Raw genomic sequence first — 16922 nt, forward strand, 5'->3', positions numbered from 1 at the left:
AATTAATATTTTGCTAAAAACATGATTTTAAAAAATTAAAATCATGTTTTTAGCTTTAGAAAGGTTTAAAATGCATTCGCAAAACCGCTTTAAGAATGCATTTTTCCTTATATTAAAGCCAATTCGGGATAAGAATTAACTAATTCTTATCCCGAATTGAGGTTAATTCTAACCACTTATTACAGCATAGCTTCGCCAAATTTCGTACCCTGAGTATGTAAGATGCTCTCTCTGTTACGCTAATCACCCCCCGAGCATTTAACAGGTTAAAAAGATGGCTAGCTTGAATACAATAATCATAAGCTGGCAACGGTAAATCTGCAGCAATCAAATCATTACATTGTTTTTCACTATCAATAAAATGTTGAGATAATATTGCTATGTCAGCCAATTCTAAATTAAACTTTGAAAATTGTTTTTCAGCGGCAAAATCTACTTCACCATAGGTTAAAGCCTTTTCTCCAACCTGACCATTCCAGTCAAGACTTTTGACCTCATCGATCCCTTGTATATAAAGTGCTAGACGTTCTAAACCATAGGTAATTTCACCAGCAACCGGGCGACATTCAATACCACCAATTTGTTGCATATAAGTAAATTGCGATACTTCCATACCATCACACCATACTTCCCAACCAAGTCCAGCTGCCCCAAGAGTAGGAGACTCCCAATCATCTTCAACAAACCTAATATCATGTTTTTTCAAATCTATACCAAGACATTCGAGACTCTTTAAATATAGCTCTTGTATATCATCAGGAGATGGTTTTAGTATAACTTGGAATTGATAATAATGCTGCATTCTATTGGGATGCTGAGCGTATCTACTATCATTAGGGCGTCTAGATGGCTGAACATAAGCTACAAACCAAGGCTTCTTGCCAAGACTTCGTAGTACAGTGGCAGGATGAAAAGTACCAGCTCCAACATGCGAATCATATGGTTGTAAAATTGCACAACCATATGATGCCCAGTAATTCTGCAAGGTTAATATAATTTGCTGAAATGATAATTTTTGCATATTGGTAAATTTGTTTATTCTTCTAAAAATAATTTAGCCTAGTCAAGTTAGCTATATTTCAATCTTACTCCATGTTCCTACTGGACTCTGTTTATAACAATCAATTATCGGTGTTGCAATAGTTAGTTCATTTATCGTTTTAACTATTAGACTTAAATTATCCAAACCATCATATATTATAATTATTCTCTGAAAATGTGCGATATAATGTTTGTTATTAAGAATTTCTTGTATATCAAATGGGGCAATGATTATTAGGATGGTAGCTTGATTAGGATTCTCTAACTGATGAGTAATATAAACTGGTTGTTTTTCTGGTAATGGATCAAGTTTACTGCCATGCGGAATAAATTGTTTCCTAGAATATGTCCATATCATCTTGTTTAGTGATTCTTGTACCTCAAGATCCGGAGTTAAAACTACAATCCTTAAATTACTATGATAAGATTTTTCTACTAAAAGGCAGGTTGTCTTATATAGTAATCCTTCAGCAGTATGGTAAAGACTAAATTGTTGCATGATAATTCTCTTAAATTTAAAACTTATCTAATTAATACTACAGTTGTAGTTACTCACAATATTGTCATCAACTATGATTTTTAAAAAATCATAGTTGATGACATAGTACAGGTCACTCCTACTCGTCCATATATGAACATCGATTCTATCATTCCTATACCTCAAACATTTCCCGGGTTAGCCATATCTATTAAAAACCCTCTATCTCTACCTTCCAAATCCTTATAAACTTGCTTAACCGTATAACCATAACTAACAAATATTTCTGTAACAGCTGCCAATTGATTAAAACCAATCTCTAAGAATAATTTACCATTTTGTTTTAAAAATCCCTTGGCTTCTTTAGCAATTATGTAATATGAGGCTAATCCATTATCTTCGGCAAATAAGGCTAAGTGGGGTTCATATTTTAGAGTCTCAGGAGACATATAAACAGTATCATCAAAAGAAATATATGGTGGATTACTTACGATAATATCAAATTTTTGCTTTTCCAAATTTTCAAACCAGTTACTATTAATTATTTTAAATCTATCAGAAACTTTATGTTTTATAGCATTTTGACGAGCTATAGCAATCGCTTCGTTACTTATATCAGTCGCAGTTACATTGCTATTTTGCATTTCCAGTAACAAACTCAAAGCTATACAACCACTACCTGTGCCAAGTTCCAATATTGCTAGCTCTGCATTTGTTTTTATATCGCTTAAAATCGCATCTACAAGTACCTCAGTATCTTGCCTAGGAATAAGCACTTTATTATCTATGATAAATTGGTAACCATAAAACTCTTTATACCCTATAATGTAGGCTATTGGTTCTAATAATATACGTCTATTAACTAAATTTTTAAAAATAATTTGTTCTGCCTCGGTCAATTCCTCTTCTGATTTTGCTAATAAATATTCAATAGATTTACCAGTTACATGCTGCATCAATATGCGTGATTCTAGGTTTTCTGATTTAATACCTACTGTTTGTAATTTGCTAGCAGCATAAATTAATAATGCTTTTATATTCATCGGGTATAATTATCTCCATAATATCCTGTGGCAAAGGTGATTGAAATTCCAACAATTTACCACTCACTGGGTGGGTAAAACTTATATACCAAGAATGTAATGCTTGCCTCTTGAAATTTACTAGTTTCTGTGGTACTATGCTATAATTATGGTTAACTTTCCTGCTATTCTTACCATAAGTTTGGTCTCCTACCACAGAATGTTTTAAATGACTCAACTGCACTCTGATTTGATGAGTTCGCCCAGTAGTAAGTCGACATTCTACCATACTTATAATACCATTAAAAAATATTTCTTCTGTTTTATAATGAGTAATTGCCTCTTTACCACCAAATTTCAAAATAGTCATTTTCTGCCGTAGCGAACGGCTTCTTCCGATATTATTTCTTATAACTCCTTCTTGTGGATTGATAATACCCCAAACTAATGCTTTATATTTGCGTATAAGATTACGACTTTCTATCTGACTGGCAAGATGTTGATGGGCAAAATTATTTTTGGCGACAACCATCAATCCTGATGTATCTTTATCTAAACGATGAACTATACCAGGTCTTTCCAACCCTCCTATGCTAGATAAAGATTTTGCATGGTGTAATAAAGCATTGACCAAAGTATCCTGATGGTTTCCACTACCAGGATGCACTGTCATACCAGCTGCTTTATTGATAACCATTAAATCTTCATCTTCATAAAAAATATCAAGTTTAATATCAGCTTCCTGCATTGTTAAAGGCTCAGTATCTTTAAAAACTACTGAAATAAGATCATTCTCCTTGACCTTAAAGTCGGAATCAGAAATAATCAAACCATTAACTTGTACTTGCAAGCCATTTATGAGCTTCTGAATTTGGCTTCTAGATGTTTTACTGATAAGACTTACCAAAGCCTTATCAAGTCTAAACCCATCTAAATTTTTTGGTACGTTATATTCTTCCATCTACTACGAAATATTTTTTAAATGAATAAAATGACGCATTTTACACAAAAAATCAACCAACTAAAATGGTTGCAAGCAATTGGTATAGATTATTATTTATCAGAATCAAGCAGTAAGCAAAAAATATTAGACATTCTAGATTCCCGCCACAGCTCGAATAACATAAAGGAAAGCGGAGATAAACGAAGTAAATACGATGAAACAATGTCATTCTGCTTCAGTGCGGAATCTAAAGAAATAGACCGAAAGGGTACTTTAGAAATTCTAGATCCCTGCTTTCGCAGGGATGACATAATGGTGAGTAGGGATGATATAAAGAGAAGCGGGAATAACATCAAGGAAGTTCAAATGCCCCTAAGAAAAACGCCGACAAAATCTCCTGTGGATTCGAATTCGGAGGAACATTCAAATATACAGCTTGCTAGAGATTTGGCTGACGCAGCTAGCAGCCTAGAAGAACTAAAAAAACTACTAATGGATTTTAACGGTTGTAGTTTAAAGAAATTAGCCAATAAAACCGTATTTGCTGATGGGAATCCACAAAGTTCTATAATGTTTATTGGGGAAGCACCGGGTAGTAACGAAGATGCACAAGGGATACCATTTTGCGGTGAAAGTGGTAAGTTACTCGATAATGTATTAGCCTCTATCAATATTTCAAGAGAACATAACGCTTATATTACTAACACTGTATTTTGGCGACCACCAGCCAACCGCCAACCAACACAAGAAGAAATAGATATTTGCAGACCTTTTGTTGAGAAACATATTGCTTTAATAAACCCCAAACTAATTGTTTTAGTGGGAAATGTCGCGGCAACCAGCTTACTTGGCAAAAATGCTGGTATAAGTAAAATCAGACAAGAATATTATTTATACACAAATCAGTATCTTAGCAAACCAATTCAAACCACTTCTATCTTCCATCCTGCCTATTTGCTTAGACAACCAATGCAGAAAAAAACCACTTGGTATGATTTACTAAAAATCCATGAATATATCAATGCAAGTGGAATATAGGGTGTTGTCAAACTACCATAGTACCCTACATTTTTTGTGTAATCGTCATCACGAGACACCTTTAGGTGTCGTGGCGATCTAGTGAAGTGAGACGTAATACTGCATAAAGATTGCCACGTCGCTGCTGTCGCAGCTCCTCGCAATGACGATTGTGGGTGATGCCTCGCGACTCATCTTCCAAACGAAAAAGTGCTTAAAACACCTAAAGAATGAGGTTTGTAGCCATGTAAATATTACTTTTTTCTTGACATGCTTAAAATTAATCAGTATAATTTTTTGCATGTATGTTATAATTGTTTCAAGTGAAAATTCTCATCGTTAAACCGCACTACCATCAATATTTATTCAATTTACTCGGCAATAATGTAGTAGAATTAATGCAGAAAAAAGGAGCAAAAAATATTAAAGCTATTATTTGCCCTAGTATTCAATAATATTCTTATGAAGTTGGTCAGGAATATTATGATAATTTTGTAAAGCAGCGAGCTGATTACTCAAGGTTTTTTATTAATTCCCTGAAAACAGGACATTATATGTTCGATTTACCAGCTTATGTAGAACTTCAATTACAAGAAGCAGGTGTTAAAGATATAACCAAGATGTTAGAGGATACCTATAGTAATCCTGAGAAATACCCAAGTTACCGGCGTTGCTGCCATACTGGAGAATTATATAACCACACAATATTATCCACTATTATAATTAGAAGTTAAATAAAGTAAATGTCTAAAATTTTAAAAATATCTTGTATTTGGCTAATCGTATTATGCAAGAATTATGAACTTTATGCAGCAGAATATAGCTTTAAAGAAGCAATAAACAAATATTATGATCTAAAATTGTTGCAGCCTAAAGAAGAAGATGATGGTCGGATTCAAACTCTTAATAAGAAAGGGGCAATGTCACCACGTTTAGATGAGGTAACAAAGAAATTTATAGAATTTTCAAAGAACCGGACAGTCCTAGAAATTGGGGGTGCTTATGGAAAAGCTATGATAGAAACACTAAAGAAGCAATATAACGTTATTTATCACTTAAATGATCTTGATGAACGTCATCTTTTTATTGCAGCATACAACATAGAAACGTTAAAATTAAATCAATCAACTTTAGATAAAATTAAATTTATCTCTGGTGATATTACTTCAACCTTTAAAACTGGTGATAAGTATGATGCTATTCTGATAGCACGGGTCTTACATTTCTTTTCTCCAGAGCAATTAGATAATGCAGTTGCCAACATATTTAGTCTGTTAAAAGATAGGGGAAGAGTTTATGTACTTGCTATTACGCCATATGTTAAGCGTTTTGAGAGTTTTATTCCTGAATATGAAAAAAGAGTATTAAATAAAGAACCATTTCCTGGTTATGTCCAATCTTTAAAAGATTGGGTAAATATCCCAGTTACTAATTCTAATCAGCTTGCGTCAATTCGTGATGAACCGTTTATGTTTCTGGATCAAAACGTACTAACTTCAATCTTTAAAAAACACAATTTTAGAATAATTGGATGTAAAGTGGTTGGATTAGAGTATAAATCAAAATCATGGAGCTTAGATGGAAGAGAGAATGTGATTTTGATAGCAGAGAAATTAAGTAACTAAAGATGTTTACTCAAATAATTTGATGGGGACAACAAGCAATGGATAAACGAGTGCTAGCCACTATGAAGTCAGAACGCCCTCGCTACTCATCTTCCAAACAAAAAAGTGCTTAAAACGCCTAAAGAATGAGGTTTGTAGCCATGTAAACATTACTTTTTTGCTTGACATGCTTAAAATTAATCAGTATAATTTTTTGCATGTATGTTATAATTGTTTCAAGTGAAAATTCTCATCGTTAAACCGCACTACCATCAATATTTATTCAATTTACTCGACATCAAGATACCACAAATGACACAATGTAGCCAGTAACTAAAATATAAATTTTCATTCCACACGCTGCATGATAATCCAGTTCTATAGCATAATTTTTACTCATATTTATCTCGAAGATGAGTCGCGAGACACCTTTAGGTGTCGTGGCGATCTAGTGGAGTGAGGCGTAATACTGCATAAAGATTGCCACGTAGCTGCTCGCAATGACGATTGTGGTGTCTGTAGGTGCATCGCGATAACGATTACACAAAAAATGACTATGTCAAACTACACCCATAGCTTGTTTAGTTCCTTTTCCTACAATGGTATTTTTTATTGCTACACCTAGATTAACAACATTTTTGGCAAGTTCTCCAGTAGCTATCGCATTGTTTAAAGTACCTTTAGCTATAGTAACAACCGCATGACAGGCAGATTTTATCACATTCCCTACCGCATTTAAAATTGGATTGTTTTTAACTGCATTAGTTGGCCCTTCAAATACTTTTTCAACTTTCTTTAATTGCTCTTTGGCAAATTTTTCTAGGCGTCCAATTGGACTTTTTGCGTAATTTTCAGCATTTCTCTCATCAGCAAAAGCTTTGATAGGAGAACCAGCTAGAGTGTCAGTATAACCTTTTACCTCTTGTTTTACTTTGTCAAAGCCCTTTTTAAAATCCTGCCAAAGTTCTTGCGTTTTTTCACCTTGCAATTTATCTAATCCGTTTAATTGTGGAATTTCTTTTAGTTTTTCTTCTACCTGTTTCAAATATTCTTCAACTGTATTTAAAGCTATGTTTATATTTCCCAATGGTCCAACAACACCACTATTACTTAAACCGACAGCTTTATCATGAAACGGTACACTTGGTTTTATAGCTTCCTGATAAGACGGTGGAGAATCCACTTTTGGATTATTATCGTCACCTTTACTCATAATCTCCTCTATATTTTGATTATTATACTATTAGAAGCTATCATAAAAGCAACTGTATCGCAACCACTAAAAATCTAAATCAGCATAACAAACGGGTGGGGTGAAACCTAGTATTTGGTCGTGTAATAAAGAGCGGAAGCCAGGCCTAGATTTTATGATTGCATACCAATGACGAATAGACAGCCATTTGTCCCAATTAATTTCGCCAAAATAATCTAGAACCGATATATGACAGGCAGCAGCTATATCTGCACAACTTAAAGAATTTGATGCAATAAAGCTACGCTTTTCAAATAAATTTGACATATAGTTTAAATGATGTGATAGATTATTTTTTGCTGCCCTAAGAAAATCGGTTCTAGGACCACCTAATTGACAGAAGGATCTTACTATTTTTTCATCGATAATAATTTTTGTTACTTCGCGGTAAAATTTCTCATTAAACCAACTGAGCAACCTACGAATTTCACATCTAATATCAATATCTTCATCGATAAAATTAAAATTTGGATATTTTTCATGTAAATACTCAGTGATGGGATAAATTCCTGCTATAATTAGGGTGGACGCCTCTTGTAAGACAGGTATCGTCCCCGCCTGATTTAAAGACAAAAATTCCTTATCTCGAAGCCAATAATCCTCCTTAACCATAGTAAACTGCACATCTAGCTCTTTTAAATACACCCGAACTTGACGTGATAATGGACAAATAGGATAATGGTATAATTTTCTCATATCCCTTATTTAAACATTAAATCTAAAATGCACCACATCCCCATCCTGCATTTTATACTCCTTGCCCTCTAAACGCATTTTACCCATTTCTTTGGCTTTCACTTCACCATTAAAATTTATATAATCCTCATAACTAATAACCTCAGCCCGGATAAAACCTTTCTCAAAATCAGTATGAATAATACCGGCTGCTTGAGGGGCTAGCGTACCATTACAAAAAGTCCAACCATGTGTTTCTTTTGGACCTACAGTAAAAAAGCTTCTTAGGTCTAATAAGTTATACATTTCTTTGATAATTTTACTTAGACCAGTTTCTACAAGACCCATACTATTTAAGAATTCAGATTTCTCTTCCTCACTTTCTAAAATTGCAATATCCGCTTCAATTTTTGATGAAATAATAACATGTTTTGCACCTTCTTCCCCAGCTTTTTTGGCTACAAGTTCCGTAAATTTATTACCAGTAACTGCATCTTGTTCCAGTACATTGCAAGCATACAAAACCGGCTTAGAAGTTAATAATTGTAATTGATCCAAAGCCTCTTTACTATAAGTCCCTATCATGCTACGCACCGGTTTACCTACCGTTAGAGTTGCTTGAATTTCTTTTAATAACTCTATTTGGTCTTTTAAAGTTTTATCACCTGTTTTTAAACGTTTCTCAGCATTTATTAAGCGTTTCTCTACCGACTCAAGATCTGCTAAAATTAATTCTGTTTCTATTATTTCAGCATCATATATTGGATCAATTTTATTATGTACGTGAGTAACATCTATATCCTCAAAACAACGTAGTACGTGCAAAATAGCATCGACTTCTCGTATGTGAGATAAGAATTTATTACCCAACCCCTCCCCTTTACTAGCACCTTTTACCAAACCTGCAATATCTACAACTTCTATGTAAGTAGGAATAATTTTACTAGAACCAGCAATAATGGATAGCTCATTTAGCCTAACATCCGGCACTGGTACTATAGCAGAATTTGGCTCTATAGTGCAGAAAGGATAATTAGCCGCTTCTGCTGCAATACTTGAAGTTAAGGCATTAAATAGGGTTGATTTTCCTACATTTGGCAAGCCAACAATACCACATTTTAATGTCATAATTTTTTATTCATTTGTTTATAGGAATTATTTTTTTTGTAATAAGTGGCAGTTTTGCTGTCATTCCTACGAAAGCGGGAAGGTATATCGAATTCAGATTATCACAAATCCTTCTTTAAAAAATATAATTCTGAATCTTTATCATATCCCCTTCTTGTAAACTCTAATTTAAAACCTAATTTCTCATAAAATGGTCTAGCTTGCCAATCGGTAGTACACAAATTCATAAATCTACAATTACGCTCTCGTGCTAGATTTTCTGCCTTGGACATTAGTAAAGTACCGTAATTCTGACCTCGAAAATCTTCAGAAACCCATAACGTACCAACGTATAAACAACCATAAAAAACTACACCTTTTATACCAGCAACAAAGTTTTTATCATTATCAAAACACGAGAAGGAAAATGATTGGACAGCATCAAGACCCTTCTTGTTTTTAGCATGTTCATCTAATCCATCCTGCATTATCTTCGAATATTGTGCATCCATGTCATCTGCATAGACACAAGTTAATTGTTGGTTCATATTTAAACGATGCCTCTTTTAAACTCTTCCATTTCACATGAAAGCAATAAATGAAAATTATGCATTATTACTTCAATGGAATTAACAATAATTTTATATTCCTCTTTAGAAAAAGAAGCTAAAACGTAATCCGACACATCATCATACGCTGCTGGTCTTCCTACCCCTATTCTTATACGGTGATAATCATTTCCTATACACTGATCCAATGATTTTAAACCATTATGCCCACCACTACCACCAGCCAATTTATATTTTATTCTACCAGTTTCTAAATCTATATCATCATGTAAAACAAAAATATTCTGTAATTTGACATTATAGTAAGAACATATTGCTTGCAGCGCTTTTCCAGACAGATTCATATAAGTCAGAGGCTTTGCTAATAGTACTTTATGTCCACCTATTATCCCTTGTGCAAGTTCTGCATGAAATTTATCTTTGCTATTCCAAGAAAATTTATAGTATTCTGATAAACGTTCCACAGCTGTAAAGCCAACATTATGGCGAGTATTTTGGTACTCTTTGCCTATATTGCCCAAACCTACAACAACTATATACCCTTTGTCTTCAGATTTAAGCATATTATAATATCATTAGAGAGCGATTTGCACTTATATTTATATTTAAGGGGTTGATGCAATCCCTGCATCGATGTCATCCCAGCGAAAGCTGGTATCTAAAAAAGTAGCCAAGAAGGTATGTTATATAGTTTTAGATTCCGCTACTTTCGCAGAATGACATCGTTTCACCGTATATGTCATCCCTGCGAAGGCAGGTATCTAAAAAAGTAGCCAAGAAGAATATGTAAACCTTTTTAGATCCCTGCCTTCGCAGAGATGACATAATGGCGGTGACATCGTTTTTTGTTACCTCGTAGCTTCAAAAACAACTACTTCGCTGCCTTCACTTCCTCAGTTGCAGCTTCTTCACCTTCTGACTTACTACCCTTACGACCGATTATAGTAGCAATAATAAAATCATTTTTACTAGCTAGCTGGACTCCTTCAGGGAGTTTAATGCTTTTTGCTTTTAAAGACTGACCGATATGCATGTTGGTAACATCAATATTAATATTTTTAGGTATATTATTGACATCACATACAAGAGTTATAGTTCTTTTTATTATATTAAAGAATCCACCTCTTTTAACTCCCAAAGCTCTTTCTTTACCTTCATAGACTACCGGCACTTCCATTCTTTGGGTCTTTTCCTCTAAATGTACAAAGTCAACATGCCTTACTATGTCAGTAATAGGATGCAATTCTACAGCCTTTGGTAACACTTTATGCGTTTTACTACCCACTTTAATTTGAATAACTGTAGAGATAAAACCAGGTTTTCTATAATGCTTAGTTATCTCTTTTTCTTCGATAGAAACGGCTAGCACTTCTTTACCTGCTCCATAAACCATGGCTGGAATCATACCTTTCCTACGTAGATCTCTTGCGACTCCCGTACCAAATTTCTCCCGCATTTCTGCTGCAAGTTCTAATAGTTCACTCATCTTTTTCTCCCAAGAGCTTTTAAAGCATAGATGATAGTACTAAATGCTAAAAAATTCAAGTATTAATTTGACAAGCAGCTTTAAAGCTGCTTACAATACCAAATGTGTTTATAACTCGATAATCAAGTTTTTTTCTAAAGGCTACAATTCATGGCAGTTTATGTCATCCCAGCGTAGGCGGGGATCTAAAAAAGTTTAAATAGTCTTTTAGGCTATTTTTTAGATTCATCTACCTACGCGGGAATGACATCTTCTCAACTTCTTTTCATGATTTTCAAACTGCCATGAATTATATAACTTAATAAAAACTTGATTATCGAGTATAACACAAATGATAGTTTAAGTTATATAAGGAGGTATTTGCATGTCGAAAGATAAAGATCAACAAATAGAAAGCGTGTTATCACAGGAAAAAGATACATTACGGGGTATAATAAATTCTGTAGATAATCTTTTAGAGGCTAATAAACAACTAGACGCTAGTAGAGATCTACAACAAAAAGTGGAAAATTTAAAGAAAGAAGCCCCCTCTTTACCTTGGTTTAAAAGACTTATACATATAATTCCACAAGTAAAATATCTTTTTATAAAAAATGATGAGGAAATTGCTGAAGAAAAGAGAAGAACCAACAGAGTTGTACTCAAACATGTTGACAATACATTAAGAGATGTAGGTAAAAAAAACTTATCTTTACAGAGAATTATAGATACAGAGTTACAAGAAGAATTTAATAAGATCATAACCAAAGAACTATCAGAAGAACAACTACAACGGGTAAAACGATTAAGAGAATCCTTAGTAAAGTTGGATATATCTGCTGAAAAATTTAGCCAAATTGTACCACAAGTTTATAATGCTGATGAAGCGAAGGCACTATACCAAGAAAGAATAAGACTGTCACACCTACAACAAGACCTAGTTAAGTTGGTAAAGGCTAATGATAATGTTAAAGAACTTCTTTCAATAAAGAAAGAATTAGCAGAATTGCGGGAAGAATTACCATCAAATTTGCTAATAAAAAAACTTAAGCAAATTGTTGTAAAGATCAAGCATGTTTTCGTAAATACTCCAGAACAAATTTTAAAAGACAACATAACCCACAATAATGAAATATTAAAAAGGGTTGATCAGGGATTAGAGATCACTGGTAAAAACATAGAGGATTCAACAATAGCTAGAACAAATAAGTTACATAAAGAATTAGAGAAGCTGACAAAAAGGAAACTGTCACCTGAGCAGTTAACAGCAGCAAAAGACTTAAGTAGTAAGCTTGAGTCCACTTTTGCAGCAGCTTCTGTTGCTTCACAGCCATTGTCTACAAGCCAAGATCAGACTAAATCTCAAGCCATGTCATCATCAATGCCTGACCGGATAATACCTACACGCCAAGCACCACCACGACCTCCATATGCATCATTGCAGAACCAAGCTGTTCAGCAAGTAGTGGAAAGTGCTATACCTCCAGCTCCGCCACTTATGCGTACTACGTCAATGCCGAACCCAACTATTCATCAAGCAGCAGAAAACACTACAACAAGATCTCTTTCATCTTCATCCCTTCCCCATATATCATTGCAGGATTCACAAAATATTCAGCATGGAAAGGAAGCTAAACAGACACCTAAATCTCTTAAATATAAAGCACCACAGCCACCGTTGCAGAATCAAGAGGTGCAGCAAGCAGCAGAGCCTGCTATACCTCCAGCTCCTCCGTTGCCGGGTTCTATACCTCCAGCTCCTCCGTTGCCGGGTCAAAATACAACGCTGCGTCAAGCCCCACCGCCTCCTACACATTCTGTGCCGTTGCAGAACCAAGATGTTCAGCAAGCAGTGGGAAGTATACCAGTACCACCACCGTTGCCACCTACAGCTAATATACCTCCACCTCCTCCGATAGAAGGTTTACATGCCGCTCAGCGAGCAGCAGGAAATGCTATGGCAGCACCTACGCCGCCACCGCCTCCACCGTTGCCACCTACAATTAATATACCTCCACCTCCTCCATTGCCACAAGCTACTCAGCAAACAAAGGGAAGTGTGCCACCGCCGCCAGCTCCACCACCAGCTGTAGAACCTACGGCAGGTCAAGATCAGAAGCAAGCAGCAGTAGCAACACCGAAAGGACAAGGGGAAGAGAGGGGAGACTTATTTGCTCAAATTAAGACGGGGATACAACTTAAAAAGGTAGCACCCACAACAGCCCATCCAGCACCACCTTCGCCGTCAGGTTATGATCATGACAAAGCAACAGTAGCAACGCAAGGGGAAGGAAAGGCAAACTTCTTAACTGAAATGGTACTGAAGGCAAAGCTTAGGGAAGAAAAGATATCTGAATCAGGGGGAAATAAAGCACTAGAAGAACTAGAGAAAAAACAAAAAACACCCCCTCGCTCTCCTAGCCCACTGGGTGAAGACTTTGATAAGACTATGGCAAAGAGGTATCAGGCATGGCATGATGATGATGATGAACCTGAACATGCTGCTCTTGTGCAACTTATTGAGGACAAAATTGTTGATGAAAATACTCTTAACATGCTTATTAAGAAGGGTGGTGTTAACAACGATGAGGAGCTAATTGAACTTATTAATGATGACCAAATTTGGGACGATGACGATAGGGAGAAAAACCGAGACAAAGTCATCAAGCATCTAAAGGAGATTAAGGAAAATCTTGATAGAGGAGAATTGGCTAAGTTACCGTCTATCCCTGTTGCTAACGTTGATGCGACAAAAGGACAATTCCCTCCAAAATTACAGTCAGAAGCAAAAGCTATTGCAGGAAGTCTCTCCATGACCCCAAAAGATGGAGACAAACCCCTTGCTCCTCCTCCATCCCCCAAACCAGTTAGTATCAAAAAAGGTACTGAATCTGGGAGGGCGTAGCGATTTATGCGAATTTGGGATGACATCGAAGGCGTAGGGATAAATAGTAAGCTCAAGTAATCATCACCATTATGTCATCCCTACTCGCCATTATGTCATCCCAGCGAAAGTTGGGATCTAAAAAAAGTAGATCGAAGTACAATTGAACATTTTTAGACCCCTACTTACGCAGGGGTGACATTAATTCTATTACTAACCTCGAGTATCGATGTAATAAATTAATAGTAGGCTCAAGTAATCATCACCATTAGGGGTGATGTCACCCCTGCCGTCGTTATGTCATCCCTACTCGCCATTATGTCATCCCAGCGAAAGCTGGGATCTAAAAAAATAGCCAAAAAGGATGTTATACATTTTTAGACCCCTGCTTACGCAGGGGTGACATTAATTCTATTACTAACCTCGAGTATCGATGTAATAAATTAATAGTAGGCTCAAGTAATCATCACCATTAGGGGTGATGCCACCCCTGCCGCCATTATGCTCACCCCTGCACCTTCGGATGTCACCCCTGCGAAGGTAGCGGGGTCTAAAAAAATAGCATAGAAGATATGTTAATAGTTTTAGATCCCCGCTTTCGCTGGGATGACATCGTTTTGACATTAGTACTACAACTGTAGTGCTAAATAGCGTAGTTAATAATGGGAAATGGTATTACACTAAAAAGTAAATTACTTCTAAAGATTTGTTATTTATACTCTTCTGTTTCTAGATTCTTCCAAATTCTATTTTTAGAGATATAGAAGAAAATTATAAAAATTACTAAGAACATCATCACTTTCAAACCCATGGATTTACGGTTTTCCATTTCAGGTTCAGCAGCCCATTGTAAAAATGTCGTAACATCCATAGCCATTTGTTCGACTGATGAGTTTGTTCCGTCTATATACTTTACTTGTCCATCTGACAAGGGAGCTGGCATGGCAATCTGACTATGTGGAAAATATGGGTTGTAATTTAATCCTGGCATTAGTTTAAAATTTTCAGGAGGATCACTATAACCAGTAAGTATAGAATATAAATAATTTGCTCCATCAGGTCTTGCTTTGATAATCAACGATAAATCAGGCGGGTCTGCTCCATTGTTGGCAGCTCTTGCTGCTTGTTCATTAGGGTAGGGACGAACAAATGGATCGGAGGGTAGAGCAGGTCTTTCAAACATTTCTCCTGCATCACTTGGACCATCTTGTACAGTATAATTTTTGGCTATTTCTTTAATTTCTTCATCTGAAAATCCTAGATCTTTAAGATTACGATAATATAAATTATAAAGACCATGACAGCTACTGCATACTTCTTTATATACTTGGAATCCACGCTGTGCAGCTTTCCTGTCAACAGTTGCAAAAACTCCATCAAATGGCCAAGCAATCTTTTTTGCAGGTAGTGCTTCGTTTGCGATAGAGATGTTTGATAGTAATAATATGAATAGACAAATAATAGAGTTTCTCCATGACAGAAAAGAAAGACCATTAAGTATAATATATCCCTGCTTTCGCAGGGATGACATCGGTTTAAATATCATAGATTCCGCCGTTGCTAAGAATGATAGCCCCTGATCTACACGGGCAAAGCCTTTAGCTAGGAATGACATCTTTTTTGCTATAAAGCTGAACTTCAAATGCCCCTGTATAATTTTGTTGTCTTTCATATAGAATCCGGTAATGGCAGAGTTTTTTCATATTTGCTAATTAGGGGTACTGCAATTAAAAAATGAAAAAAATAATAAGTAGCAGCAAACCGGCTTAAGGTAATGTAAGGTTCTTCTGCTGGTTGTCCTCCAAGATACCCAAGTGTCAAGCAGTCCAATATGAACAGCCAAAAAGCTATGCGGAACATTGGTCTATAATTGCTACTCCTAACTTTTGAACTGTCAAGCCAAGGTAAAACAAATAATAACAAAATACTAGAGAACATTAATATTACGCCACCTAGCTTTGACGGTACTGCACGTAAAATGGCATAAAATGGCAGAAAATACCATTCGGGAACTATATGAGCTGGAGTAACCAAAGGATTGGCTGGTATGTAATTGTCAGGATGTCCTAGATAATTTGGTTGGTAAAAGACAAAAAAGGCAAATATTAAAAAGTAGACACCGAATCCAACGAAGTCTTTTACCGTATAATACGGGTGAAAAGAAATAGTATCTTTGGATGACTTAACATCGATCCCTTTGGGGTTATTTGATCCATGAATATGTAGTGCTACTAAATGGAGTAGTACTAAAGCTACTATAATAAACGGCAATAAATAATGTAAAGCAAAAAATCTGTTAAGTGTAGGGTTATCAACTGAAAATCCTCCCCAAAGCCAAGTAACTATCGATTTGCCAATAATAGGTATAGCTGAAAATAAATTGGTGATTACAGTTGCTCCCCAGTAACTCATTTGTCCCCAAGGTAGTACATATCCCATGAAAGCAGTAGCCATCATAGTAAGAAAAATTATTATGCCTATATGCCACAACAACTCTCTAGGTTTTTTGTACGAGCCATAATATAATCCTCTACAGATATGTAGATAAACTGCAGCAAAAAACATTGATGCTCCAACTGAGTGTATATAACGTATTAACCAGCCGTAATTGACATTACGCATAATTTTTTCAACACTCTCAAAGGCGTAATCGACATGAGGAGTGTAATGCATAGCTAAAATAATGCCAGTGATTATCTGAATTACTAAAGCGATACCAGCTATTGACCCTAGATTCCATAGGTAACTTAAATTTTTGGGTGTTTGATATTCGCCTAAATGTTTAAGGAACGAGAAAACAGGTAGTCTATAGTCTACCCATTCTATAACGGGGTTTGATTTTTTAGGATTATTAGTTTCATTCAT

At 35.5% G+C, this 16922-nt stretch carries 15 protein-coding genes and 1 pseudogene; 4 read left to right on the forward strand and 12 right to left on the reverse strand.

Annotation, left to right across the window (positions count from 1 at the left end; all coding sequences use genetic code 11):
* Positions 1 to 139: 139 nt before the first annotated feature.
* The 4 genes from ACN1AG_RS07490 to ACN1AG_RS07505 all read right to left on the reverse strand — a co-directional run bounded on the left by ACN1AG_RS07490 (position 140) and on the right by ACN1AG_RS07505 (position 3502).
* Positions 140 to 1021 (reverse strand): glycine--tRNA ligase subunit alpha, encoded by an 882-nt coding sequence (locus ACN1AG_RS07490; protein ID WP_417904909.1) that lies wholly within the window; start codon positions 1019 to 1021, stop codon positions 140 to 142.
* A 51-nt stretch (positions 1022 to 1072) separates the two neighbouring features.
* Positions 1073 to 1540: a DNA polymerase III subunit chi gene (locus ACN1AG_RS07495; RefSeq protein ID WP_417904910.1), complete on the reverse strand. Its 468-nt coding sequence runs from the start codon at positions 1538 to 1540 to the stop codon at positions 1073 to 1075.
* Between the two features lie 161 nt (positions 1541 to 1701).
* Positions 1702 to 2562, reverse strand: coding sequence for a peptide chain release factor N(5)-glutamine methyltransferase (gene prmC / locus ACN1AG_RS07500; protein WP_417904911.1), 861 nt, complete (start codon positions 2560 to 2562; stop codon positions 1702 to 1704).
* Positions 2528 to 3502, reverse strand: coding sequence for an RluA family pseudouridine synthase (locus ACN1AG_RS07505; protein WP_417904912.1), 975 nt, complete (start codon positions 3500 to 3502; stop codon positions 2528 to 2530). The genes prmC and ACN1AG_RS07505 overlap by 35 nt, the downstream gene beginning before the upstream one ends.
* A gap of 21 nt (positions 3503 to 3523) precedes the next feature.
* Between ACN1AG_RS07505 and ACN1AG_RS07510 the strand changes: the two genes are divergently transcribed.
* The 3 genes and pseudogenes from ACN1AG_RS07510 (at position 3524) to ACN1AG_RS07520 (ending at position 6126) form a co-directional block, all read left to right on the forward strand.
* Positions 3524 to 4522, forward strand: coding sequence for a uracil-DNA glycosylase family protein (locus ACN1AG_RS07510; protein WP_417904913.1), 999 nt, complete (start codon positions 3524 to 3526; stop codon positions 4520 to 4522).
* A gap of 497 nt (positions 4523 to 5019) precedes the next feature.
* A pseudogene (locus ACN1AG_RS07515) lies at positions 5020 to 5235 on the forward strand (laccase domain-containing protein); the annotation flags it as partial.
* 9 nt (positions 5236 to 5244) lie between these two features.
* Positions 5245 to 6126, forward strand: coding sequence for a class I SAM-dependent methyltransferase (locus tag ACN1AG_RS07520; protein WP_417904914.1), 882 nt, complete (start codon positions 5245 to 5247; stop codon positions 6124 to 6126).
* Between the two features lie 538 nt (positions 6127 to 6664).
* On the opposite strand, the gene ACN1AG_RS07525 is transcribed toward ACN1AG_RS07520, so the two are convergent.
* The 6 genes from ACN1AG_RS07525 to ACN1AG_RS07550 all read right to left on the reverse strand — a co-directional run bounded on the left by ACN1AG_RS07525 (position 6665) and on the right by ACN1AG_RS07550 (position 11194).
* On the reverse strand, positions 6665 to 7318 hold the full coding sequence (locus tag ACN1AG_RS07525) for a hypothetical protein (RefSeq protein WP_417904915.1): 654 nt from the start codon (positions 7316 to 7318) through the stop codon (positions 6665 to 6667).
* A 66-nt stretch (positions 7319 to 7384) separates the two neighbouring features.
* Positions 7385 to 8053, reverse strand: coding sequence for a glutathione S-transferase family protein (locus ACN1AG_RS07530; protein WP_417904916.1), 669 nt, complete (start codon positions 8051 to 8053; stop codon positions 7385 to 7387).
* A 9-nt stretch (positions 8054 to 8062) separates the two neighbouring features.
* Complete coding sequence (gene ychF, locus ACN1AG_RS07535) at positions 8063 to 9160, reverse strand: redox-regulated ATPase YchF (protein ID WP_417904917.1); 1098 nt, start codon at positions 9158 to 9160, stop codon at positions 8063 to 8065.
* Positions 9161 to 9261: 101 nt separating this feature from the next.
* Complete coding sequence (locus ACN1AG_RS07540; RefSeq protein WP_417904918.1) at positions 9262 to 9687, reverse strand: GNAT family N-acetyltransferase; 426 nt, start codon at positions 9685 to 9687, stop codon at positions 9262 to 9264.
* 2 nt (positions 9688 to 9689) lie between these two features.
* Positions 9690 to 10271: an aminoacyl-tRNA hydrolase gene (gene pth, locus ACN1AG_RS07545; protein ID WP_417904919.1), complete on the reverse strand. Its 582-nt coding sequence runs from the start codon at positions 10269 to 10271 to the stop codon at positions 9690 to 9692.
* 308 nt (positions 10272 to 10579) lie between these two features.
* Complete coding sequence (locus tag ACN1AG_RS07550; RefSeq protein WP_417904920.1) at positions 10580 to 11194, reverse strand: 50S ribosomal protein L25/general stress protein Ctc; 615 nt, start codon at positions 11192 to 11194, stop codon at positions 10580 to 10582.
* A gap of 364 nt (positions 11195 to 11558) precedes the next feature.
* Here ACN1AG_RS07550 and ACN1AG_RS07555 point away from each other — a divergent pair, with 364 nt between their 5' ends.
* Positions 11559 to 14078 (forward strand): WH2 domain-containing protein, encoded by a 2520-nt coding sequence (locus tag ACN1AG_RS07555; protein ID WP_417904921.1) that lies wholly within the window; start codon positions 11559 to 11561, stop codon positions 14076 to 14078.
* A 688-nt stretch (positions 14079 to 14766) separates the two neighbouring features.
* Here the strand turns inward: ACN1AG_RS07555 and ACN1AG_RS07560 are convergent.
* Together ACN1AG_RS07560 and ACN1AG_RS07565 are read right to left on the reverse strand one after the other, a co-directional pair.
* On the reverse strand, positions 14767 to 15519 hold the full coding sequence (locus ACN1AG_RS07560; RefSeq protein WP_417905612.1) for a cytochrome c1: 753 nt from the start codon (positions 15517 to 15519) through the stop codon (positions 14767 to 14769).
* Positions 15520 to 15725: 206 nt separating this feature from the next.
* Positions 15726 to 16922 (reverse strand): cytochrome b, encoded by a 1197-nt coding sequence (locus tag ACN1AG_RS07565; protein WP_417904922.1) that lies wholly within the window; start codon positions 16920 to 16922, stop codon positions 15726 to 15728.

The organism is Candidatus Tisiphia endosymbiont of Micropterix aruncella (genome assembly GCF_965178575.1).
Taxonomy (GTDB): Bacteria; Pseudomonadota; Alphaproteobacteria; order Rickettsiales; family Rickettsiaceae; genus Tisiphia.